Origin of the sequence: Streptococcus mitis bv. 2 str. SK95 (assembly GCF_000222705.1) — a bacterium.
Classification (GTDB): domain Bacteria; phylum Bacillota; class Bacilli; order Lactobacillales; family Streptococcaceae; genus Streptococcus; species Streptococcus mitis_AY.
This window is the reverse complement of the sequence record NZ_AFUB01000001.1, coordinates 1-20606: the sequence shown is the minus strand read 5'-3', so window position 1 is coordinate 20606 and position 20606 is coordinate 1. Positions and strand designations below refer to the sequence as shown.

21 protein-coding genes are annotated in these 20606 nt (G+C 42.7%); all 21 read left to right on the top strand.

All coding sequences use genetic code 11. From position 1 onward, the window contains the following. Positions 1-23: 23 nt before the first annotated feature. The 21 genes from udk (at position 24) to HMPREF9965_RS02715 (ending at position 20513) form a co-directional block, all read left to right on the top strand. Positions 24-662, top strand: coding sequence for a uridine kinase (gene udk / locus HMPREF9965_RS02815; protein WP_001181369.1), 639 nt, complete (start codon positions 24-26; stop codon positions 660-662). A gap of 128 nt (positions 663-790) precedes the next feature. Beyond that, the gene (gene xseA, locus HMPREF9965_RS02810) at positions 791-2131 is read left to right on the top strand and encodes an exodeoxyribonuclease VII large subunit (RefSeq protein ID WP_000417498.1); all 1341 of its coding nucleotides are present in this window, start codon (positions 791-793) and stop codon (positions 2129-2131) included. Then, positions 2109-2321 carry an exodeoxyribonuclease VII small subunit gene (locus HMPREF9965_RS02805; RefSeq protein ID WP_000043226.1) on the top strand — a complete coding sequence of 71 codons (213 nt, stop codon included), beginning with the start codon at positions 2109-2111 and terminating at the stop codon, positions 2319-2321. Before xseA ends, HMPREF9965_RS02805 begins: the two co-directional genes overlap by 23 nt. Further along, positions 2318-3193 carry a polyprenyl synthetase family protein gene (locus HMPREF9965_RS02800; RefSeq protein ID WP_000743836.1) on the top strand — a complete coding sequence of 292 codons (876 nt, stop codon included), beginning with the start codon at positions 2318-2320 and terminating at the stop codon, positions 3191-3193. Before HMPREF9965_RS02805 ends, HMPREF9965_RS02800 begins: the two co-directional genes overlap by 4 nt. Continuing rightward, complete coding sequence (locus HMPREF9965_RS02795) at positions 3186-4001, top strand: TlyA family RNA methyltransferase (RefSeq protein WP_001041091.1); 816 nt, start codon at positions 3186-3188, stop codon at positions 3999-4001. Before HMPREF9965_RS02800 ends, HMPREF9965_RS02795 begins: the two co-directional genes overlap by 8 nt. Continuing rightward, positions 3994-4425 carry an arginine repressor gene (locus tag HMPREF9965_RS02790; RefSeq protein WP_001034389.1) on the top strand — a complete coding sequence of 144 codons (432 nt, stop codon included), beginning with the start codon at positions 3994-3996 and terminating at the stop codon, positions 4423-4425. Before HMPREF9965_RS02795 ends, HMPREF9965_RS02790 begins: the two co-directional genes overlap by 8 nt. 6 nt (positions 4426-4431) lie before the next feature. Beyond that, positions 4432-6099, top strand: coding sequence for a DNA repair protein RecN (gene recN, locus HMPREF9965_RS02785; protein ID WP_000923551.1), 1668 nt, complete (start codon positions 4432-4434; stop codon positions 6097-6099). Between the two features lies 1 nt (position 6100). Continuing rightward, the gene (locus HMPREF9965_RS02780; RefSeq protein WP_000133345.1) at positions 6101-6829 is read left to right on the top strand and encodes a metallophosphoesterase family protein; all 729 of its coding nucleotides are present in this window, start codon (positions 6101-6103) and stop codon (positions 6827-6829) included. Positions 6830-6907: 78 nt separating this feature from the next. After that, a complete protein-coding gene (gene lepA / locus HMPREF9965_RS02775) occupies positions 6908-8731 on the top strand; it encodes a translation elongation factor 4 (RefSeq protein WP_001047199.1) in 1824 nt (607 codons plus the stop codon). 145 nt (positions 8732-8876) lie between these two features. Further along, the gene (locus HMPREF9965_RS02770; RefSeq protein WP_000734765.1) at positions 8877-9500 is read left to right on the top strand and encodes a hypothetical protein; all 624 of its coding nucleotides are present in this window, start codon (positions 8877-8879) and stop codon (positions 9498-9500) included. A gap of 82 nt (positions 9501-9582) precedes the next feature. Continuing rightward, positions 9583-10431, top strand: coding sequence for a DNA-processing protein DprA (dprA, locus tag HMPREF9965_RS02765; protein WP_000705339.1), 849 nt, complete (start codon positions 9583-9585; stop codon positions 10429-10431). Positions 10432-10548: 117 nt separating this feature from the next. Further along, on the top strand, positions 10549-12636 hold the full coding sequence (topA, locus tag HMPREF9965_RS02760) for a type I DNA topoisomerase (protein ID WP_000179627.1): 2088 nt from the start codon (positions 10549-10551) through the stop codon (positions 12634-12636). Between the two features lie 105 nt (positions 12637-12741). After that, complete coding sequence (locus tag HMPREF9965_RS02755; RefSeq protein ID WP_001211120.1) at positions 12742-13101, top strand: YbaN family protein; 360 nt, start codon at positions 12742-12744, stop codon at positions 13099-13101. Positions 13102-13193: 92 nt separating this feature from the next. After that, entirely contained in the window at positions 13194-13826 is a 633-nt protein-coding gene (locus HMPREF9965_RS02750) for a copper homeostasis protein CutC (protein WP_000638772.1), read from the top strand. Between the two features lie 43 nt (positions 13827-13869). After that, the gene (locus HMPREF9965_RS02745) at positions 13870-14526 is read left to right on the top strand and encodes an MmcQ/YjbR family DNA-binding protein (protein WP_000461599.1); all 657 of its coding nucleotides are present in this window, start codon (positions 13870-13872) and stop codon (positions 14524-14526) included. Positions 14527-14841: 315 nt separating this feature from the next. Continuing rightward, entirely contained in the window at positions 14842-16404 is a 1563-nt protein-coding gene (locus tag HMPREF9965_RS02740; RefSeq protein ID WP_001233220.1) for a 2-isopropylmalate synthase, read from the top strand. Positions 16405-16415: 11 nt separating this feature from the next. Further along, entirely contained in the window at positions 16416-17453 is a 1038-nt protein-coding gene (gene leuB / locus HMPREF9965_RS02735; protein ID WP_000162534.1) for a 3-isopropylmalate dehydrogenase, read from the top strand. Beyond that, positions 17450-17719 (top strand): DUF1294 domain-containing protein, encoded by a 270-nt coding sequence (locus HMPREF9965_RS02730; protein ID WP_000700096.1) that lies wholly within the window; start codon positions 17450-17452, stop codon positions 17717-17719. Before leuB ends, HMPREF9965_RS02730 begins: the two co-directional genes overlap by 4 nt. Before the next feature lie 3 nt (positions 17720-17722). Further along, positions 17723-19105, top strand: coding sequence for a 3-isopropylmalate dehydratase large subunit (gene leuC / locus HMPREF9965_RS02725; RefSeq protein ID WP_000907576.1), 1383 nt, complete (start codon positions 17723-17725; stop codon positions 19103-19105). A 9-nt stretch (positions 19106-19114) separates the two neighbouring features. Then, positions 19115-19708: a 3-isopropylmalate dehydratase small subunit gene (leuD, locus tag HMPREF9965_RS02720; protein ID WP_000410616.1), complete on the top strand. Its 594-nt coding sequence runs from the start codon at positions 19115-19117 to the stop codon at positions 19706-19708. Between the two features lie 25 nt (positions 19709-19733). Beyond that, positions 19734-20513: an L-threonylcarbamoyladenylate synthase gene (locus tag HMPREF9965_RS02715; RefSeq protein ID WP_000160505.1), complete on the top strand. Its 780-nt coding sequence runs from the start codon at positions 19734-19736 to the stop codon at positions 20511-20513. The last annotated feature ends 93 nt before the right edge of the window (positions 20514-20606 follow it).

Sequence of the window (20606 nt, the reverse complement as noted above, 5' to 3'; positions counted from 1 at the left end):
CGGATAAAAAAACGGAGGATAGCATGCAAAATAGACCAATCATTATCGGAGTGACAGGTGGTTCTGGTGGTGGTAAGACCAGTGTTTCGAGGGCCATTTTATCACATTTTCCTGATGAGAAGATTTCCATGATTGAGCATGATTCATACTACAAGGATCAGTCTCATTTGACTTTTGAAGAGCGTGTCAAAACCAACTACGACCATCCATTTGCCTTTGATACAGATCTGATGATCGAGCAAATTAAAGAGTTGTTGGCGGGTCGTCCAGTAGATATTCCGACTTATGACTATACAGCGCATACACGGAGTAGCAAGACCTATCGTCAGGAGCCTCAGGATGTCTTTATCGTTGAGGGGATTCTGGTCTTGGAGGACAAGCGTCTGCGCGATTTGATGGATATCAAGATTTTTGTGGATACAGATGATGATGTGCGCATTATTCGTCGTATCAAGCGTGATATGGAAGAGCGTGGCCGCAGTCTAGATAGCGTTATTGATCAGTATTTGGGTGTGGTCAAACCCATGTACCACCAGTTTATCGAGCCGACTAAGCGGTATGCGGATATCGTCATTCCTGAGGGAGTCAGCAATACCGTGGCTATCGATCTTTTGACGACAAAAATTGCAAAGATTTTGGAAGAAGCTCGTAACAGCAAATAATCAGATGAGGAGGCCTGGCCTCCTTTTTCTATTTTTCCTGTAGTTTCGGTAGGAAAAAGGAGATTTTTAATCATATTTTTGGTATAATAATACCCATGGAAAAGCAAGAAAATGAATAGTAGGTGGAGATGGAAAAGTATTTATCGGTAACAACTTTGACCAAGTATCTGAAAATGAAATTCGATAAAGACCCTTACTTGGAACGGGTCTATTTAACTGGTCAAGTTTCCAACTTTCGTAAACGTCCTACTCACCAATATTTCTCCCTAAAAGATGACCGAGCAGTCATTCAAGCGACCATCTGGTCTGGGATTTATCAGAAATTAGGCTTCGACCTAGAAGAAGGCATGAAGATCAATGTGATTGGTCGTGTTCAGGTTTATGAACCCAGTGGGAGCTACTCTATTATCATTGAAAAAGCTGAGCCTGATGGGATTGGGGCGCTTGCGATTCAGTTTGAACAACTTAAGAAAAAACTGACAGAAGAAGGTTTATTTCAAGAACGCTTCAAGCAACCTATTCCCCAGTTTGCTAAGAGAATTGGTGTAGTAACCAGTCGCAGTGGAGCCGTTATTCGAGATATTATCACAACCGTGAGCAGACGATTCCCAGGTGTTGATATTCTTCTCTATCCGACCAAGGTGCAAGGTGATGGAGCTGCGGAGGAAATTGCTCGAAATATTGCGCGTGCTAATGAGCGTGAGGACCTAGATGTCCTCATCATTGGCCGCGGTGGTGGTTCCATCGAGGATCTCTGGGCCTTTAACGAAGAGATTGTCGTAAGAGCTATCTTTGAATCCCGTTTGCCAATTATTTCCAGTGTTGGTCATGAGACGGATGTGACCTTGGCTGACTTTGTAGCGGATCGTCGGGCTGCGACACCAACGGCTGCAGCAGAACTGGCAACACCAGTGACCGAGTTGGATCTCTTGGCTCATTTGCAAAATCAAGAAAAACGAATGGCAACAGCAGTCCGAAATGTCCTATCTAAGAAACAAGAAGCTTTGAAAAAATGCAGTCAGTCAGTCATCTTTAGACAGCCAGAGCGCTTGTATGATGGTTATTTGCAACGATTGGACCAACTGCAACTGCGATTAAAACAAAGTTTACGAACACGGATTTCTGATAGCAACCAATTAGTACAAGCAAGGACGCATCAATTGGTACAATTATCACCTATAACCAAAATACAACGCTATCAAGACCGTCTAGGTCAGTTGGACAAGCTCCTCCGTAGCCAAATGGCGTTAGTTTATGATGCCAAGGTTGCTGAGGTCAAGCGACTTTCGGAAGCCTTGCTGATGTTGGATACCAGTCGAATCGTGGCGCGTGGCTATGCTATTGTCAAAAAAGAGGAGACAGTTGTGGATTCGGTTGAGAAGTTGAAGAAAAAAGACCAAGTGACGCTTTTGATGCGAGATGGTCAAGTAGAATTAGAGGTTAAAGATGTCAAAACAAAAGAAATTTGAGGAAAATCTAGCAGAACTGGAGACCATTGTCCAAAGTTTAGAAAATGGTGAAATCGCTTTGGAAGATGCGATTGCTGCCTTTCAAAAAGGCATGGTCTTGTCAAAAGAGCTCCAAGCGACGCTGGATAAGGCTGAAAAGACCTTGGTCAAGGTCATGCAAGAAGACGGAACAGAAAGTGATTTTGAATGAAGAAGCAAGAAAAATTAGCTCTTGTGGAGTCTGCCTTGGAAGATTTTTATGGAGACCAGCAGATTGCTTCTAGTTTACGAGAGTCCGTTCTCTATTCCATTCATGCTGGGGGCAAGCGTATTCGTCCTTTTCTCTTGCTAGAAGTTCTGGAAGCCTTGCAGGTCGCAATCCAACCAGCTCACGCGCAGGTGGCTGCGGCCTTGGAAATGATTCATACAGGAAGCTTGATTCACGATGACCTTCCTGCTATGGATGATGATGATTACCGTCGAGGACGTTTGACCAATCATAAGAAATTCAGCGAAGCATTAGCCATTTTAGCAGGAGATGCTTTGTTCCTAGATCCTTACGCCTTGATAGCGCAGGCAGATTTGCCAAGTCAGATCAAGGTGGACTTGATTGCCAACTTATCCCTAGCATCAGGAAGTCTAGGCATGGTTGCAGGGCAGGTTCTGGACATGGAGGGCGAACACCAGCACTTGTCTCTGGACGCACTCCAGACCATTCATGCTAATAAAACAGGTAAGTTACTAGCCTATCCTTTTCAAGCAGCTGCTATCATAGCAGAATTAGCACCAGAGTTACAAGCAAAACTGAAAACTGTGGGTGAATTGATTGGGCTAGCCTTTCAAGTTCGAGATGATGTGCTGGATGTGACAGCTAGTTTTGAGGAAATCGGCAAAACACCACAAAAGGACCTGCAGGCAGAAAAGTCAACCTATCCTGCCTTGTTGGGTTTGGAGGAGGCCATTGCCTTTTGTAACCAAACTCTGGATCAAGCTAATGTAAAATTAGAAGAAATTGCCCAACAGGTTCCCTTTAAGACAGAATCGATTGTGAAAGTAGTAGAAAGTTTGAGAATCAATGGCTAAGGAAAGAGTGGATGTATTAGCTTATAAACAGGGCTTGTTTGAGACACGAGAACAAGCCAAGCGGGGTGTTATGGCTGGGCTTGTTGTGGATGTTCTTAATGGAGAACGCTTTGACAAACCAGGAGAGAAAATCCCAGACGATACCGAGCTAAAACTCAAAGGTGAAAAACTCAAGTATGTCAGTCGTGGTGGTTTGAAACTGGAAAAGGCCTTGCAGGTCTTTGACTTGTCAGTGGAAGGAGCGACAACGATTGATATTGGGGCCTCCACTGGAGGATTTACCGACGTCATGTTGCAGAATGGTGCTGAGTTGGTCTTTGCAGTTGATGTTGGTACCAATCAGTTGGCTTGGAAATTGCGTCAAGATCCTCGGGTTGTCAGTATGGAGCAGTTTAATTTCCGCTATGCTGAAAGGACTGACTTTAAGCAGGAACCGAGCTTTGCCAGTATTGATGTGAGTTTCATTTCCCTGAGTCTGATCTTACCAGCCTTGCATCGTGTTTTGGCTGATCAAGGTCAAGTTGTAGCACTTGTCAAACCTCAGTTTGAGGCAGGCCGTGAGCAGATTGGGAAAAATGGAATCATTCGTGATGCCAAGGTTCATCAACATGTCCTTGAATCAGTCACTGCTATGGCAGTTGAGCAAGGTTTTTCAGTGCTTGGATTAGACTATTCACCAATCCAAGGTGGACATGGAAATATCGAATTTCTGGCATATTTGAAAAAGGAAGAGGGAGCAAGCAACCAAGTTGCCCCTGAAATAGAAAAAGTTGTAGAGAGAGCACATAGAGAATTTAAAGATGAATAAAAAAGAAAGACTTGAAAAAATTAGAAGATTTGTAACAGATTATCAAATCGGAACACAGGAAGAAATCGTTGAGCACTTAAAGGAAGCAGGTATCTCTGCCACTCAAGCGACGGTGTCACGAGATATTAAGGAACTGGGTATCGTAAAAATTCCTTTGAAGAACAATAAATACATCTATGAATTGCCAAAAACAATTGTAAGAAGTTTGCAGTTGGCTGAGAATAACATAGTAGGTTCTGAGCGCATGGGAAATATGATCAATCTGGACGTCATTCCTGGGAATACTGCCTTTGTCAAGAGTCAGCTGATGAATACTTTCTCAGAGAGAATTTTCAACTGCCTGGCAGACGACAACTCAATTTTGATTATCTTGAGAAATGAAGAAGACGCCAAGGAAATGTTTGAACAAGTAAAAAATTGGTAGGTTTATATGTTACTTGAAATTTCGATAAAAAACTTTGCCATTATTGAAGCCATTTCCCTCAATTTTGAAAAGGGTATGACTGTTTTGACTGGGGAAACGGGTGCTGGAAAGTCTATCATTATAGATGCTATGAATCTCATGTTGGGGGCTCGTGCAACGACAGACGTTATTCGTCACGGTGCTCCTAAGGCAGAGATAGAGGGGCTTTTCTCGGTTGAAAATAGTCGCCTTTTACAGGAACTTTTTGAAGAGCAAGGCTTGGAATTGGGGGATGAGATTATCATCCGTCGTGAAATTTTACAGAACGGGCGTAGCATCAGTCGGGTCAATGGGCAGATGGTCAATCTTTCTGTCTTGCGTGCTATTGGGCAACACCTTGTGGATATCCATGGCCAGCATGACCAGGAGGAATTGATGCGTCCGCAACTCCACATCCAGATGTTGGATGAGTTTGGTGATGCAGCTTTTGTAGAACTCAAACAAGCTTATCAGACAAGCTTTGACGCCTATCGCAAAATGCGTAAACAAGTTCTTGAAGTCAAGAAAAATCAGCAGGAACACAAGTCTCGTATTGAAATGTTGGAATTTCAAATGGCAGAGATTGAGGCAGCAAACTTGCAAGCAGGTGAAGACTTGGCTCTCAACCAAGAACGAGATAAACTCCTCAATCACAAGAATATAGCGGATACGCTAACCAATGCTTATAGTATGTTGGACAATGAGGAGTTCTCCAGTCTTGCTAATGTCCGTTCCGCTATGAATGACATGGAAAGTGTCGAAGAATACGACCCTGAATACCGTGAAATTTCAAATTCTCTATCAGAAACCTACTATGTTTTAGAAGATATTACCAAACGTTTGGAAGATATTATTGAGGACTTGGATTTTGATGGCAATCGCCTCATGCAGGTCGAAAATCGCTTAGACCTTCTGAATACTATTACCCGCAAGTACGGTGGGACTGTGGATGATGTCCTGCTTTATTTTGCTAAGATTACGGATGAGTACAATCTCTTGACGGGTAATAATTTTTCTTCCGAAGACATGGAAGCAGAGCTCAAAAAATTGGAAGTCGATCTTGTCGATTTGGCAGGTCAGCTTGCATCTGCTCGTCATAACTTAGCCCAGCAGCTTGAAGCTGAGATTAAGCAAGAATTGCAAGACCTCTATATGGAGAAAGCACAGTTCCAGGTTCGCTTTAGTAAGGGCAAATTCAGTCGAGAAGGTAATGAAATGGTCGAGTTTTACATTTCGACCAACCCTGGTGAAGACTTTAAGCCTTTGGTTAAGGTTGCGTCTGGTGGGGAATTATCCCGTCTCATGTTGGCTATCAAGTCTGCCTTTTCTCGTAAGGAAGGTAAGACCAGTATTGTCTTTGATGAGGTGGATACGGGAGTCTCAGGTCGTGTGGCCCAAGCCATTGCTCAAAAGATTCATAAGATTGGCCAGCATGGTCAGGTTTTAGCTATTTCTCACCTTCCACAAGTGATTGCCATCGCGGATTATCAATTCTTCATTGAAAAGATTAGCGATGAACACTCAACTGTTTCGACTGTTCGTCTCTTGACTTTAGAAGAGCGAGTAGAGGAAGTAGCTAAGATGTTGGCTGGGGAGAATGTAACAGAAGCGGCCCTTACCCAAGCCAGAGAATTATTGCAAACGAGGGAGAAGTAAGATGACAGACTATTATGTAATTGGAGATGTTCACGGGAAAGCAGGTATGCTAGAAGATCTGCTCAAAACCTGGGATGGTCAAACTCAGTTGCTCTTTCTAGGGGATTTGATTGATCGAGGTGAAGATAGTCGCCGTGTTTTAGAAATGGTCAAGGATTTAGTTGACAATCATGGAGCTATCTGTCTATCAGGAAACCACGAGTATATGTTTCTGACTTGGCTCGATGATCCAGAAGAAAGCTATGACCATTATCGTCGCAATGGTGGAGACACAACCATTAACTCAATCCTAGGACGTCCTTTGGATGCACCAGTTGATGGCGTAGAAGATGCCAAACGGGTTGCGACAGAAGCAGCGGATTTGGTCGAATTTATCCGCCAAATGCCATTTGTGGTAGAGACAGACAAGTATATCTTTGTTCATGCGGGTATTGATTTGACCTTGGATGACTGGCATGAAACGACTGATTACAAGAAAGTCTGGCTCAGAAAACCATTCCACGAAGCGGCCAATCATACAGGAAAAACCATTGTCTTTGGGCATACACCGGTTTATGGTTTGCTCAAGCAAGACCGAGGTACTGCTGAGCTTTGGATGACAGAAGATGGCAAGATTGGCATGGATGGAGGAGCTGTCTATGGTGGTGTCCTTCATGGGATTGTCTTTACTGACCAAGGAATGACAGAACACCACTTTATCGAAAATGATGGCTTTATTGCCAAAGATTAGTACTCCTAGCAGGGTATGGTCTTGTCAAAATGTTAAAAACAATTTATAATTAATAGATACCCTGAAAGGAAGAGCATCATGAACTTAGAAGAATTAAAGAAACGACAGGAGAAGATTCGAAACTTCTCTATTATCGCCCATATTGACCACGGGAAGTCAACGCTGGCAGACCGCATTTTGGAAAAGACGGAGACGGTTTCTAGTCGTGAAATGCAGGCCCAGCTTCTGGATAGTATGGATCTTGAGCGGGAACGTGGAATTACCATTAAACTCAATGCCATCGAACTCAATTACACTGCAAAAGATGGCGAGACCTATATTTTCCACTTGATTGATACACCTGGGCACGTGGACTTTACCTATGAAGTGTCGCGTTCGCTCGCTGCCTGTGAAGGGGCGATTTTGGTAGTTGACGCTGCACAAGGAATTGAGGCACAAACTCTTGCCAACGTTTATCTAGCCTTGGACAATGATTTGGAAATTCTGCCAGTCATTAACAAGATTGACCTACCAGCAGCCGATCCTGAGCGCGTGCGTACGGAGATTGAGGATGTCATTGGACTGGATGCCAGTGAAGCAGTCTTAGCTTCTGCCAAAGCTGGTATTGGTATCGAAGAGATTCTTGAGCAAATCGTAGAGAAAGTTCCTGCACCAACAGGGGATGTGACGGCACCACTCAAGGCCTTGATTTTCGACTCGGTCTATGATGCTTACCGTGGGGTTATCCTTCAAGTGCGTGTTATGGATGGAGTTGTCAAACCTGGGGATAAGATTCAGCTCATGAGCAACGGCAAGACATTTGACGTTACTGAGGTTGGAATTTTTACACCTAAAGCAGTAGGGCGTGATTTCCTAGCGACAGGTGACGTTGGTTATATTGCGGCTTCTATCAAGACGGTTCAAGACACGCGTGTCGGAGATACAGTGACCCTAGCAAGCAATCCTGCAGCTGAACCGCTGGATGGCTACAAGCAGATGAACCCTATGGTCTTTGCGGGTCTTTATCCAATTGAGTCAAACAAGTACAATGACCTTCGTGAAGCCCTTGAAAAATTGCAGCTCAACGATGCGAGTCTTCAATTTGAACCAGAAACATCGCAGGCGCTTGGATTTGGTTTCCGTTGTGGATTCCTTGGACTTCTCCATATGGATGTTATCCAAGAGCGTTTGGAGCGTGAGTTTAACATCGACCTCATCATGACAGCTCCATCTGTTATCTATAAGGTTAACCAAACTGACGGTGAGTCTATGGATGTGTCAAATCCATCAGAATTCCCAGACCCAACTAAGATTGCGACCATTGAAGAACCTTATGTCAAGGCTCAAATTATGGTACCGCAGGAGTTTGTCGGAGCAGTTATGGAATTGGCTCAACGCAAACGTGGGGACTTTGTGACCATGGACTATATTGATGACAATCGTGTTAATGTTATCTATCAAATCCCACTTGCTGAAATTGTCTTTGACTTCTTTGATAAGCTTAAGTCTTCGACGCGTGGTTATGCAAGCTTTGACTATGAATTGTCAGAGTACCGTCCATCTAAGCTGGTCAAAATGGACATTCTTCTCAATGGAGACAAAGTTGATGCCCTTAGCTTTATCGTTCATAAGGATTTTGCCTACGAACGTGGAAAACTCATTGTTGATAAGCTTAAGAAAATCATCCCTCGTCAACAATTTGAGGTGCCGATTCAAGCAGCTATTGGACACAAGATTGTGGCTCGTACGGATATCAAGGCCCTTCGTAAAAACGTACTTGCCAAGTGTTATGGTGGTGACGTTTCGCGTAAACGCAAACTTCTTGAAAAACAAAAAGCTGGTAAGAAACGCATGAAAGCTATTGGATCAGTAGAAGTACCACAAGAAGCCTTTCTTAGCGTCTTAAGCATGGATGAAGAATAGAAATAAAAAACAAAACTCTTGAAGATTTTTCAAGAGTTTTTGCTTTAAATGAGAGCGAGTAAAATCATCAACTGACAAAATAGATCAGGTTAGAATTTGACAGAAGTCCTTATTTTTCTTATAATGCAGATGGAAAGGTGGTAGGATGAAAAAATTATTAATTTTAGGTACTGTAGTTACTGCTAGTGTTTTTCTAGCTTCATGCTCCAATAAATCGCAAACAGCAACCGAAGAAAGTTCGACTGCGGTGGTTAGTTCTTCTAGCAGTCAGGAAACGAGTAGCTCTAGCTCTACTGTTTCCGAAGCGAAGAAGGAAGAGACTCAAATCATCGGTTCAAATGAATATGGTTTTGTCAAGGTACCCAAATCATGGGTTCGATTCCATGAAGTAGAAGGCGGAAATGATATACAGTATTGCGATGGAACAGATATCAACATTGTTACGCTGAATACCTTCAAGGCTGAGCAGTTTAATATCAGCGAAGAAGAGTATGCCAAACTGGATGTTGTGACTGTCTCTGCTAGTATTTTAACTTCCAAAGAACAAAGCTCTGATTTCAGTAAGGTTTGGGGCTCCAAATCGACCATTGGAGGTTATGAAGCCTATGTTGTCAATGCAATTGCTAAGTCAGGGAAATACCTCGTTACTTGGGTTTTCCGATCAAATGATGGTAAAATCCGCTATGTTTCACTTGAAGGGGATGGGGAAACTTTAAAAACAATCTTACCGATGGTTGAAAGTAGTTGGTCAACTACTAAAGCTGAATAAATAACAAAAAGAAGATCAACTGGTCTTCTTTTTGTTATTTTTACGAATAGATAGATGAGTAGAAAAAGAAATGGAGTTGCTTATGAAGATCACAAACTATGAGATTTACAAATTGAGAAAAGCTGGGCTGACCAATCAACAGATTCTAACTGTCCTTGAATATGACGAGACTGTAGATCAGGAGCTCTTGCTAGGTGACATTGCAGAAATATCTGGGTGCCGTAATCCAGCTGTCTTGATGGAACGCTATTTCCAGATAGATGATGCACAGTTGGAGAAGGAGTTCCAAAAATTTCCATCCTTCTCGATTCTTGATGACTGTTATCCTTGGGATTTGAGTGAGATTTATGATGCTCCAGCGCTCTTATTTTATAAAGGAAATCTGGACTTGTTGAAGTTTCCGAAGGTTGCTGTTGTGGGGAGTCGTTCTTGTTCGAGCCAAGGTGCTAAGTCGGTCCAGAAAATTATCCAAGGTTTGGAAAACGAGTTAATCGTGGTCAGTGGTTCGGCTAAAGGGATTGATACGGCTGCTCATATGGCTGCACTCCAAAATGGTGGAAAAACGATTGCTGTGATTGGAACAGGATTGGATGTGTTTTATCCTAAAGCCAATAAACGCTTGCAGGAGTACATTGGCAATGACCATCTGGTTCTCAGCGAATATGGACCTGGCGAGCAACCTCTGAAATTTCACTTTCCAGCTCGAAATCGTATCATTGCAGGACTGTGTCGTGGGGTTATTGTAGCAGAGGCAAGGATGCGTTCGGGTAGTCTCATCACCTGTGAGCGAGCTATGGAGGAAGGGCGTGATGTTTTTGCCATTCCAGGAAACATTTTAGATGGCCATTCAGATGGCTGTCACCACCTGATCCAAGAGGGAGCAAAGCTGATTAGCAGTGGTCAAGATGTGTTGGCTGAGTTTGAATTTTAAGGAGAAATTTGTTCACTCAGATAAACTTTTCTTCTATATATAGGACTTAGGTCTTGACAGGTCTTTAAAAATGGTTTACACTTTATAAAGTTTATTACTTTGAAAAGGTGTGATAGTGTGGCTACGGCAACAAAGAAGAAAAAATCAACAGTTAAAAAAAATCTAGTCATCGTGGAGTCGCCTGCCAAGGCGAAAACGATTGAGAAATATCTAGGACGAAATTACAAGGTTTTAGCTAGTGTCGGGCATATCCGAGATTTGAAAAAATCCAGCATGTCAGTTGACATTGAAAATAACTATGAACCGCAGTATATCAATATCCGTGGAAAAGGCCCTCTCATTAATGACTTGAAAAAAGAAGCCAAAAAGGCTAATAAAGTCTTTCTGGCAAGTGACCCGGACCGTGAAGGAGAAGCGATTTCCTGGCATTTAGCTCATATTCTCGATTTAGATGAGAACGATGCTAACCGTGTGGTTTTTAATGAAATCACCAAGGATGCGGTTAAAAATGCCTTTAAAGAACCTCGCAAGATTGACATGGACTTGGTCGACGCCCAACAGGCTCGTCGTGTCTTGGATCGCTTGGTAGGGTATTCGATTTCGCCAATTTTGTGGAAAAAGGTCAAGAAGGGCTTATCAGCAGGGCGTGTGCAGTCTGTTGCCCTTAAGCTCATCATTGATCGTGAAAATGAAATCAATGCCTTCCAACCAGAAGAATACTGGACAATTGATGGTGTCTTTAAGAAGGGAACCAAGCAATTTCAAGCTTCTTTCTATGGTATGAATGGCAAAAAGATGAAATTGACTACCAACGAAGAAGTCAAAGAAGTCTTATCCCATTTGACTAGCAAAGATTTCACAGTAGACCAGGTAGATAAGAAAGAGCGCAAACGCAATGCGCCCCTACCTTATACGACTTCAACCATGCAGATGGATGCTGCTAACAAAATCAATTTCCGTACTCGAAAGACTATGATGGTAGCCCAACAGCTCTATGAAGGGATCAATATCGGATCGGGCGTGCAAGGTTTGATTACCTATATGCGTACAGACTCGACTCGTATCAGTCCAGTGGCTCAGAATGAAGCGGCAAGCTACATTAACGACCGTTTTGGTAGCAAGTATTCCAAGCATGGTAGCAAGGTCAAGAATGCCTCAGGTGCTCAGGATGCCCACGAAGCCATTCGTCCATCTAGTGTCTTTAACACACCTGAAAGCATCGCTAAGTACTTGGACAAAGACCAGCTCAAGCTCTATACTCTTATCTGGAACCGTTTTGTGGCTAGCCAGATGACAGGCGCTATCTTTGATACCATGGCTGTTAAGCTATCTCAAAATGGGGTTCAGTTTGCAGCAAATGGAAGCCAAGTTAAGTTTGATGGTTATCTTGCTATTTACAATGACTCTGACAAGAACAAAATGCTGCCAGATATGTCAGTAGGAGATGTGGTCAAGCAGGTCAATAGCAAGCCAGAGCAACATTTCACCCAACCGCCAGCTCGCTATTCGGAAGCGACTCTTATCAAGACCTTGGAAGAAAATGGAGTTGGACGTCCGTCAACCTACGCTCCGACTATTGAAACTATCCAAAAACGTTACTACGTTCGTCTGGCAGCCAAACGTTTTGAACCAACAGAGTTGGGAGAAATTGTTAATAAGCTCATCGTTGAATACTTCCCAGACATCGTAAACGTGACCTTCACAGCTGAAATGGAAGGAAAACTTGATGATGTCGAAGTTGGAAAAGAGCAGTGGCAACGTGTTATTGACGAATTTTACAAACCATTCTCCAAAGAAGTAGCAAAGGCTGAAGAGGAAATGGAAAAAATTCAGATCAAGGATGAGCCAGCTGGGTTTGACTGTGAAGTTTGTGGCAGTCCGATGGTGATTAAGCTCGGTCGTTTTGGTAAATTCTATGCATGCAGCAATTTCCCAGATTGCCGTCATACGCAAGCGATTGTTAAGGAGATTGGTGTCGAGTGTCCAAGCTGCCATCAAGGACAAATCATTGAACGCAAAACCAAGCGCAATCGTATCTTCTATGGTTGCAATCGCTATCCAGAATGTGAATTTACTTCATGGGACAAACCAATTGGCCGTGGCTGTCCAAAATGCGGACACTTCCTTGTGGAGAAAAAAGTCCGTGGTGGTGGCAAGCAGGTTGTATGTAGTAATGGCGACTACGAAGAGGAAAAGATTAAATAAAATGAAGAGTCCTGAAAATGAATTTCAGGCTCTTTTTAGTTTAAACTTGACAAATTTCCTCATTTTGTGGGAAACTAGTAGAAGATTATTTTATTAGGAGAAGACATGCGCTTTATTTATCTTAGTTTTGGTTTTATTTCTTTAGCCTTGGCTCTTGTTGGAGTTGTCTTGCCCCTCTTGCCAACAACGCCCTTTCTTTTGCTGTCTATCGCTTGCTTTTCAAAATCTTCTAAGCGTTTTGAAGACTGGCTTTATCATACAAAGCTTTATCAAACCTATGTAGCTGACTTTCGGGAAACCAAGTCAATAGCGCGTGAACGTAAGAAAAAAATCATTGTATCTATCTATATCTTGATGGGAATTTCTATTTATTTTGCCCCTCTTTTGCCTGTTAAAATCGGTTTGGGAGCCTTGATTATCTTTATCACCTACTATCTTTTTAAAGTCATTCCTGACAAAGAATAGTTAAAATAGTAGTAATTTGCCTTGATAAAAATAAAAGCATATTTAAAATAATATGATATAATAAATTTAAAGAAAACATCAAGGAGAATCAAATGATTTACGAATTTTGTGCTGAAAATGTGACCTTGCTTGAAAAAGCAATGCAGGCTGGAGCTCGTCGAATCGAACTTTGTGATAATTTAGCAGTTGGTGGAACAACACCTAGTTATGGAGTGACCAAGGCAGCGGTTGAATTGGCAGCTAACTACGATAGCACCATTATGACCATGATTCGTCCCCGTGGTGGCGACTTTGTCTATCAAGATCTGGAAATTGCAATCATGCTAGAAGACATTCGTTTAACTGCTCAAGCAGGTAGCCAAGGGGTCGTCTTTGGTGCTTTAACTGCTGATAAGAAGTTGGATAAGACTAATCTTGAGAAGCTGATTGCCGCATCTAAAGGAATGGAAATTGTCTTCCATATGGCCTTTGATGAATTGAGTGATGAAGACCAGTTGGAAGCTATTGACTGGCTCAGCCAAGCTGGTGTCACTCGTATCTTGACTCGTGCTGGCGTATCTGGTGACTCGTTAGAAAAACGTTTTGCCCACTATCACAGAATTTTGGAACATGCAAAAGGTAAAATTGAAATCTTACCAGGTGGAGGGATTGACTTGGACAACCGTCAAACCTTTATTGACCAGTTGGGCGTGACACAACTTCATGGAACCAAAGTTGTCTTTTAAAAAATAGAAAGGAACTGCTAGCTTTGGGTAGCAGTTTTCACTTATGTTTGAAATTTTTAAATCCTATCAGTTTAATCAAGAAAAAGCCAGTGCCTATGGTTTTCTAGAAAGTAGTGGAGTTTGGACTTATAGTTGCATGATTTTGCAAGGTGACTTTGTTATGAATGTTTCAGTTACCGATGGGAAGCTAGCTTTTCAGGTCTTTGACCAGGAAACGGGTGACCTCTATCCTCAAGTCCATATGGAAAGTATGAGAGGGACTTTTGTTGGAAGTGTCCGTGAGGCTTGTCTGGAGATTCTCTACCAGATTCGGAAGGCTTGTTTTGACGTGCAGGATTTTATCTGCCCTCAGACTAAGCGTATCATGGCTAAAGTTCAGGAAAAGTATGGTAATCAGTTGGAGTATCTGTGGGAAAAGTCGCCTGATACAGCTGTATTGCGCCATGAAGGCAATCAAAAGTGGTATGCTGTTTTAATGAGAATACCTTGGGATAGGCTAGATAAGGGGAGAGAAGGGCTAGCGGAAGCAGTCAACCTCAAACATGACCAAGTAGCTGACTTGCTTTCACAAAAAGGCATTTATCCAGCCTTTCATATGAACAAACGCTACTGGCTTAGTCTGGCGCTCGATGATAGTTTGCAAGATGAAGAAGTGTTAGAACTCATCGAAAAAAGTTGGAACTTGACCGTGAAAAAATAAAGAAGTTCGCTTGAATTTTCAAATGCTTTCAATTAGCAAAATATTCTTTACTGAAGAAATTTTCAGAAAATATTGGATTTTTTCTTGACAAGAGATTTTTCCTATGCTAAAATACTTAACAAGACATCAAACGAAGGAGAAAGTCAAACATGAAAACAGCTAAGTTTAATCAATTTGCTTTGTTGTTGAGGTACTCGGGCTAGTGCAAAAGCATTAGTCCTGTTTGGCTTACCAAGCGGGAGTAAATCAACATCTCGCTTGGGTTTCCGAGCGAGATGTTTTTTTTAAAACCACATTTGGAAAAGGGGAAATCTTATGCGTAAAGTTGAATTTTTTGATACAAGTCTTCGTGATGGGGAACAAACTCCTGGTGTTAACTTCTCAATAAAGGAAAAAGTTTCCATTGCAAGACAGCTGGAGAAATGGGGAATTTCTGTAATTGAAGCTGGTTTTCCTGCTGCTAGTCCAGATTCATTTATAGCCGTTCAAAAAATTGCTAGAGCCATGAAAAAAACAGCAGTGACAGGATTAGCTCGTTCTGTAAAATCTGATATTGATGCTTGTTATGAGGCACTTAAGGATGCCAAGTATCCACAGGTTCACGTCTTTATCGCTACCAGTCCGATTCACCGCAAGTATAAGCTCAATAAGAGCAAGGAAGAGATTTTAGAAGCTATTAAGGAGCATGTTTCTTATGCACGTTCTAAGTTTGAGGTTGTCGAGTTCTCTCCTGAAGATGCGACTAGAACAGAGTTGGATTTCCTATTACAAGTCGTTCAAACAGCGGTCGATGCAGGTGCATCTTATATCAATATCCCTGACACAGTTGGCTTTACGACTCCAGAAGAGTTTGCACGCATCTTTGATCACTTGACTGAAAATATTAAATCAGATCATAAAGTTGTCTTTGGTGTCCACTGTCACGATGATCTCGGTATGGCAACTGCAAATACTTTGACAGCAATTAAACACGGTGCTGGACGTGTCCAGGGAACTATTAATGGTATCGGTGAACGCGCAGGTAATGTTGCTCTTGAAGAAGTAGCTGTTGCTTTGAAGATTCGTGAGGATTTCTTCCAAGCAACTAGTGATATTGTTTTGGATGAAACAATGAATACGTCAGAAATGGTTTCTCGCTTCTCAGGTATTCCTGTTCCTAAAAACAAGGCGGTGGTTGGTGGTAATGCCTTTTCTCATGAATCTGGTATTCACCAAGATGGAGTCCTTAAAAATCCTCTTACTTATGAGATTATCACACCTGAATTGGTCGGTGTTAAGAGTAATAGTCTTCCGCTTGGAAAATTGTCAGGTCGCCATGCCTTTGTTGAGAAACTAAGGGAATTGGCCCTAGACTTTTCAGAAGAGGATATCAAACCACTCTTTGCTAAGTTCAAGGCGCTAGCGGACAAGAAACAAGAAATCACAGATGCAGATATTCGAGCTCTGGTAGCTGGAACCATGGTTGAAAATCCAGAAGGCTTCCACTTTGATGATTTACAACTTCAAACTCATGCAGACAATGACATCGAAGCGCTTGTTAGCCTGGCTAATATGGATGGTGAAAAAGTCGAATTTAATGCGACAGGACAAGGCTCCGTTGAAGCTACCTTTAACGCTATCGATAAGTTCTTTAACCAATCTGTTCGTTTGGTGTCCTATACTATTGACGCGGTGACAGATGGAATTGATGCCCAGGCTCGGGTCTTGGTCACTGTTGAAAACAGAGATACAGAAACCATCTTTAACGCAGCAGGTCTTGATTTCGATGTATTGAAAGCTTCAGCTATTGCCTATATTAATGCTAATACTTTTGTTCAAAAAGAGAATGCTGGTGAGATGGGGCAAAGTGTTTCCTACCGAGACATGCCTAGTGTGTAAAGGAGAAGGCTATGACAAAGAAAATAGTAGCACTAGCAGGGGATGGAATTGGTCCAGAAATTATGGAAGCTGGTTTAGTAGTTCTGGAAGCTCTAGCTTCAAAAACAGGTTTTGACTATGAGATAGATAGACGCCCCTTTGGAGGTGCAGGTATTGATGCTGCGGGGCAACCCTTACCTGATGAAACCCTCAAGGCAAGTAGAGAAGCAGATGCTATTCTCCTAGCGGCTATCGGTAGTCCCCAGTATGATGGTGCAGTTATTCGGCCTGAACAAGGCTTGCTGGCTCTTCGTAAGGAACTCAATCTCTATGCCAATATTCGCCCTGTAAAAATCTTTGACAGTCTCAAGCATTTATCACCTTTCAAACCGGAGCGAATTGCTGGTGTAGACTTTGTCGTGGTGCGTGAGTTGACAGGCGGGATTTACTTTGGAGATCATATCCTTGAAGAGCAAAAAGCGCGTGATATCAACGACTATAGCTATGAGGAAGTAGAGCGGATTATTCGTAAGGCCTTTGAAATTGCAAGAAGTCGCAGAAAAATCGTTACTAGTATCGATAAGCAAAATGTTCTAGCGACATCAAAACTCTGGCGGAGAGTAGCTGAGGAAGTCGCGCAGGATTTCCCGGATGTAACCTTGGAACACCAGTTAGTGGACTCAGCTGCCATGCTTATGATTACAAATCCTGCTAAATTTGATGTCATCGTGACAGAAAATCTTTTCGGAGATATCTTATCTGATGAATCAAGTGTTCTATCAGGCACACTTGGAGTCATGCCATCAGCCAGTCATTCTGAAAAGGGGCCAAGTCTTTATGAGCCTATTCACGGTTCAGCGCCAGATATTGCAGGTCAAGGAATTGCCAATCCTATTTCCATGATTTTGTCAGTTGCCATGATGTTGAGAGATAGTTTTGGACGTTTTGAGAATGCAGAGCGTATCGAACATGCTGTAGAAGCCAGTTTGGCAGCAGGAATTTTAACGAGAGATATAGGAGGACAGGCTTCTACCAAGGAAATGACGGAAGCCATCATTGAAAGATTATGAAGATAAATGAAGGAATAACTCTTGCCCTCTTGATTTGGAATGTCATAATTTTCATCATTTATGGAATTGATAAATCCAAGGCAAGAAGAGGTGCTTGGCGCGTTCCAGAGAAAATCTTACTCATTTTAGCCCTTGCTTGTGGTGGTTTTGGTGCCTGGTTATCAGGAATGACCTTTCACCACAAGACTAGAAAATGGTATTTTAAAACGGTTTGGTTCCTTGGGATGGTAACCACACTAGTAGCCTTATATTTCATTTGGAGGTAATGGATGGCAGGAAAATCAATTTTTGATAAACTATGGGACCGCCATGTCATCACAGGAGAAGAGGGGCAGCCTCAACTCATGTATGTGGATCAACACTATATTCATGAAGTGACCAGTCCCCAAGCTTTTCAAGGATTACGAGATGCGGGTCGCAGATTGAGACGGCCAGACTTGACATTTGGAACCTTTGACCACAATGTCCCTACGGTCAATATCTATGATATTCGAGATGTCATTTCGAAAGCGCAAATTGATAAGTTAGCTGAAAATGTTGAGGAGTTTGGGATCGAACATGCGGCCCACGGTTCTGAGAAGCAAGGGATTGTTCACATGGTAGGTCCAGAAACAGGACGGACGCAACCAGGAAAATTCATCGTCTGTGGAGATAGCCACACAGCTACTCACGGAGCTTTCGGAGCTATCGCCTTTGGGATTGGGACCAGTGAGGTCGAGCATGTCTTTGCTACTCAGACACTCTGGCAGGTTAAACCCAAGAAAATGCTGGTAGAATTCACTGGTGTTCCTCAAAAAGGAGTTTATTCTAAGGATTACATTTTAGCCTTAATTGCCAAGTATGGCGTTGCTTGTGGTGTAGGATATGTGGTGGAATATCGTGGGCAAGCGATTGATGCTTTGACCATGGAAGAGAGAATGACTATCTGCAATATGTCTATCGAGTTTGGTTCTAAGATGGGAATTATGAATCCAGATCAGACTACCTATGATTATTTAAAGGGACGAGAGTGTGTCCCAAAAGATTTTGAGGAAGCGGTTGCCGATTGGAAAACCCTAGTCAGCGATGATGATGCTGTTTATGATAAGGTTATCCATATGGATGTCTCTGACTTGGCACCTATGGTGACCTGGGGAACCAATCCTGCTATGGGCGTTGGCTTTGACAGTAGTTTTCCAGAAATTAAGGATATGAATGATGAGCGCGCCTACAATTACATGGACTTGGAGCCTGGTCAAAAGCCAGCGGACATTGAACTAGGCTATATTTTTATCGGGTCTTGTACCAATGCTCGTCTCAGTGATTTGCAATTGGCTGCTCGATTTGTCAAAGGGAAGAAAATAGCTCCCAACTTAACGGCTATCGTGGTTCCAGGCTCTCGTCCTGTCAAACGAGCTGCTGAGAAGTTGGGCTTGGATAAGGTTTTCTTAGACGCTGGCTTTGAGTGGCGAGACCCAGGTTGCTCTATGTGCCTGGGGATGAATCCTGACAAGGTCCCTGATGGGGTCCACTGTGCCTCAACCAGCAACCGTAACTTTGAAGACAGACAGGGATTTGGTGCTAAGACCCATCTCTGCAGTCCAGCCATGGCAGCGGCGGCTGCTATCGCAGGGCGCTTCGTAGATGTTCGGCAAATGCCAGAGGCCCAGTAAGGAGAGGATATGGAGAAATTTACAGTTTATATGGGAACGACCGTTCCTCTCATGAATGATAATATCGACACCGATCAAATACTCCCCAAGCAGTTTCTCAAGTTGATTGATAAAAAAGGCTTTGGTAAGTACCTCATGTATGCTTGGCGTTATCTGGACGATAATTACACTGAGGATCCAGATTTTGTCTTTAACCGACCTGAATATCGTAAAGCTAGTATTCTCATCTCAGGGGATAACTTTGGAGCAGGTTCTTCGAGGGAACATGCGGCTTGGGCACTGGCTGACTATGGTTTTAAGGTCGTGATTGCAGGATCTTTCGGTGACATTCATTACAATAATGAACTCAATAATGGCATGTTGCCCATTGTTCAGCCTAGGGAGGTTAGAGAGAAACTAGCCAACTTGCAACCAACTGACCCGGTAACCGTGGACTTGGAACAACAGAAAATCATCTCACCAGTCGGAGAATTCACTTTCGAAATCGATAGCGAATGGAAACACAAGCTCTTAAATGGTTTGGATGATATCGGTATTACCTTGCAGTATGAAGATTTGATTGCTGCCTATGAAAAACAACGTCCAGCCTACTGGCAGGATTAGAAAAAATAGAAAAGGAAATAGAACTATGACAAAACACATTCAATGGAACGGAACACTTTCTCAAGAAGGCTATGATATTTTAAAAGGTGAGGGAGGTTGTATCGTTTGCCCTACAAAAGTTGGTTACATCATCATGACTAGCGATAAGGCAGGTCTTGAACGCAAATTTGAAGCCAAAGAGCGTAACCGTAACAAACCAGGTGTTGTACTTTGTGGTAGCATGGACGAGCTTCGCGCTTTAGCACAACTCAATCCAGAAATTGAAGCCTTCTACCAAAAACATTGGGACGAAGACATTCTTCTAGGTTGTATCCTTCCATGGAAACCAGAAGCCTTTGAGAAATTGAAAGCATACGGTGATGGTCGTGAAGAACTCATGACAGACGTTCGTGGTACTAGCTGTTTTGTCATCAAGTTTGGTAAAGCTGGTGAACAGTTGGCTGCTAAACTTTGGGAAGAAGGCAAGATGGTCTATGCCTCATCAGCCAACCCATCTGGAAAAGGAAATCGTGGTAAGGTGGAAGGGATCGGAGAACGTATCGAAGGCGCAGTGGACCTTGTCATCGAAGCAGACGACTATGTGGCATCAATCCAACCTGACAAAACGATTGAAACGCGCTACGAGCAAGGTGTGATGGTGTCTATGGTTGATAAAGACGGAAAACTCATCCCAGAACAAGGAGGAGCACGATCAACCTCACCAGCGCCAGTTGTGATCCGCAAAGGGCTTGACATTGATAAAATCATGATGCATTTGTCAGATACCTTTAACTCATGGGACTACCGTCAAGGTGAGTATTATTAAGATTGAAAAGAAGTTTAGTGTTAAGAGACATTGAAGCTCCTAACACTGGGCTTTTTCTTTAGAAATTCTTTTCTTTTTCTATAGGATATGATA

Coding starts and splice junctions, on each gene's coding strand:
- HMPREF9965_RS02715 (WP_000160505.1), top strand. CDS start 19,734: ATGACAAAACACATTCAATGGAACGGAACACTTTCTCAAGAAGGCTAT.
- HMPREF9965_RS02795 (WP_001041091.1), top strand. CDS start 3,186: ATGGCTAAGGAAAGAGTGGATGTATTAGCTTATAAACAGGGCTTGTTT.
- HMPREF9965_RS02770 (WP_000734765.1), top strand. CDS start 8,877: ATGAAAAAATTATTAATTTTAGGTACTGTAGTTACTGCTAGTGTTTTT.
- HMPREF9965_RS02755 (WP_001211120.1), top strand. CDS start 12,742: ATGCGCTTTATTTATCTTAGTTTTGGTTTTATTTCTTTAGCCTTGGCT.
- HMPREF9965_RS02790 (WP_001034389.1), top strand. CDS start 3,994: ATGAATAAAAAAGAAAGACTTGAAAAAATTAGAAGATTTGTAACAGAT.
- recN (WP_000923551.1), top strand. CDS start 4,432: ATGTTACTTGAAATTTCGATAAAAAACTTTGCCATTATTGAAGCCATT.
- lepA (WP_001047199.1), top strand. CDS start 6,908: ATGAACTTAGAAGAATTAAAGAAACGACAGGAGAAGATTCGAAACTTC.
- HMPREF9965_RS02730 (WP_000700096.1), top strand. CDS start 17,450: ATGAAGATAAATGAAGGAATAACTCTTGCCCTCTTGATTTGGAATGTC.
- HMPREF9965_RS02780 (WP_000133345.1), top strand. CDS start 6,101: ATGACAGACTATTATGTAATTGGAGATGTTCACGGGAAAGCAGGTATG.
- HMPREF9965_RS02805 (WP_000043226.1), top strand. CDS start 2,109: ATGTCAAAACAAAAGAAATTTGAGGAAAATCTAGCAGAACTGGAGACC.
- dprA (WP_000705339.1), top strand. CDS start 9,583: ATGAAGATCACAAACTATGAGATTTACAAATTGAGAAAAGCTGGGCTG.
- HMPREF9965_RS02750 (WP_000638772.1), top strand. CDS start 13,194: ATGATTTACGAATTTTGTGCTGAAAATGTGACCTTGCTTGAAAAAGCA.
- xseA (WP_000417498.1), top strand. CDS start 791: ATGGAAAAGTATTTATCGGTAACAACTTTGACCAAGTATCTGAAAATG.
- udk (WP_001181369.1), top strand. CDS start 24: ATGCAAAATAGACCAATCATTATCGGAGTGACAGGTGGTTCTGGTGGT.
- leuD (WP_000410616.1), top strand. CDS start 19,115: ATGGAGAAATTTACAGTTTATATGGGAACGACCGTTCCTCTCATGAAT.
- HMPREF9965_RS02740 (WP_001233220.1), top strand. CDS start 14,842: ATGCGTAAAGTTGAATTTTTTGATACAAGTCTTCGTGATGGGGAACAA.
- HMPREF9965_RS02745 (WP_000461599.1), top strand. CDS start 13,870: ATGTTTGAAATTTTTAAATCCTATCAGTTTAATCAAGAAAAAGCCAGT.
- HMPREF9965_RS02800 (WP_000743836.1), top strand. CDS start 2,318: ATGAAGAAGCAAGAAAAATTAGCTCTTGTGGAGTCTGCCTTGGAAGAT.
- leuB (WP_000162534.1), top strand. CDS start 16,416: ATGACAAAGAAAATAGTAGCACTAGCAGGGGATGGAATTGGTCCAGAA.
- leuC (WP_000907576.1), top strand. CDS start 17,723: ATGGCAGGAAAATCAATTTTTGATAAACTATGGGACCGCCATGTCATC.